We start from the raw sequence: 1,677 nt of genomic DNA on the forward strand, positions 1-1,677 counted from the left end.
CGCTGCAGGCCATCGTCGAAATGTTCCCGGTGTTCTCGCGCGTGCGCATGAACCGGCAGTGGGGCGGCATTGTCGATGTTTCGCCCGACGCGTGCCCGATCATCAGCAAGACGCATGTGAAAGGGCTTTATTTCAATTGCGGCTGGGGCACGGGCGGCTTCAAGGCGACGCCGGGCTCGGGCTGGGTGTTCGCGCACACGATCGCGAACGACGAGCCGCATCCTCTGAATGCGCCCTTTGCGCTGGACCGCTTCTATACGGGCCATCTGATCGACGAACACGGCGCCGCTGCGGTCGCGCACTAAAGGAGACCTGATCATGTTGCTGATCGAATGCCCATGGTGCGGTCCCCGCGCCGAAGTCGAGTTCACGTGCGGCGGCGAAGCCGACATTGCACGCCCGCTCGACACCGACAAGCTCACCGACGAGGAATGGGGCGACTACCTCTTCATGCGCCACAACCCGCGCGGCGTGCACAGGGAGCAGTGGCTGCACACGCAGGGGTGTCGCCGCTGGTTCAAGGCGACGCGCGACACCGTCACCTACGAGATCCAGAGTTACGAGACCTTCGGCTCGGCCAACGTGGCCAATGAGACGCAAGGCAGCAAGCAAGGGAGCACGCAGCGATGAGCCAGAAGAACCGCCTCGGCGCCGGTGGGCGCATCAACCGCGCGATTCCGCTGAACTTCACGTTCAACGGCCGCACGTATCAGGGCTTTCAGGGCGACACGCTCGCCTCCGCGCTGCTCGCCAACGACGTCCACTTCGTCGCGCGCAGCTTCAAGTACCATCGCCCGCGCGGCATCATGACGGCCGACGTGGCCGAGCCGAACGCCATCGTGCAGCTCGAGCGCGGTGCGCATACGGTGCCCAACGCGCGTGCGACCGAGATCGAGCTGTACCAGGGCCTCGTCGCGACGAGCGTGAACGCCGAGCCGAGCCTCGAAAACGACCGCATGGCGATCAACCAGAAGTTCTCGCGCTTTCTGCCTGCGGGCTTCTACTACAAGACGTTCATGTGGCCGCGCAAGTGGTGGCCGAAGTACGAAGAGAAGATTCGCGACGCCGCGGGTCTGGGCAAGGCGCCCGAAGTGCGCGACGCCGACCGCTACGACAAGTGCTTCGCGCATTGCGACGTGCTCGTGATCGGCGGCGGCCCCGCTGGTCTTGCGGCCGCGCATACGGCGGGCGCGAGCGGCGCACGCGTGATTCTCGTGGACGACCAGCGCGAGCTGGGCGGCAGCCTGCTTGCGTGCAAGGCCGATATCGACGGCCGTCCGGCCCTGCACTGGGTCGAGAAGATCGAGGCCGAACTCAAGCAGATGCCGGACGTGAAGATCCTGTCGCGCAGCACGGCGTTCGGCTATCAGGACCACAATCTCGTGACCGTCACGCAGCGTTTGACGGACCATCTGCCCGTATCGACGCGTCAGGGCACGCGCGAGCTGCTCTGGAAGATCCGCGCCAAACGCGTGATTCTCGCAACCGGTGCGCACGAGCGCCCCATCGTGTTCGGCAACAACGATCTGCCGGGCATCATGCTGGCCTCAGCGGTATCGACGTATATCCATCGCTACGGCGTGTTGCCGGGACGCAATGCGGTCGTGTTCACGAACAACGATGCTGGCTATCGCTGCGCACTCGACCTCAAGGCGTGCGGCGCGAACGTAACGGTCG

At 64.9% G+C, this 1,677-nt stretch carries 3 protein-coding genes; all 3 read left to right on the forward strand.

The features are described from left to right. The coding region (locus tag VSR34_RS37855) for an FAD-dependent oxidoreductase (protein WP_342965170.1) at positions 1 to 305 on the forward strand (305 nt) is incomplete at its 5' end. Between the two features lie 13 nt (positions 306 to 318). After that, entirely contained in the window at positions 319 to 630 is a 312-nt protein-coding gene (locus tag VSR34_RS37860; protein ID WP_342965171.1) for a sarcosine oxidase subunit delta, read from the forward strand. After that, the coding region (locus VSR34_RS37865; RefSeq protein ID WP_342965172.1) for a 2Fe-2S iron-sulfur cluster-binding protein at positions 627 to 1,677 on the forward strand (1,051 nt) is incomplete at its 3' end. The genes VSR34_RS37860 and VSR34_RS37865, both read left to right, overlap by 4 nt.

Origin of the sequence: Paraburkholderia sp. JHI2823, from assembly GCF_038900695.1 — a bacterium.
Lineage (GTDB): Bacteria > Pseudomonadota > Gammaproteobacteria > Burkholderiales > Burkholderiaceae > Paraburkholderia > Paraburkholderia mimosarum.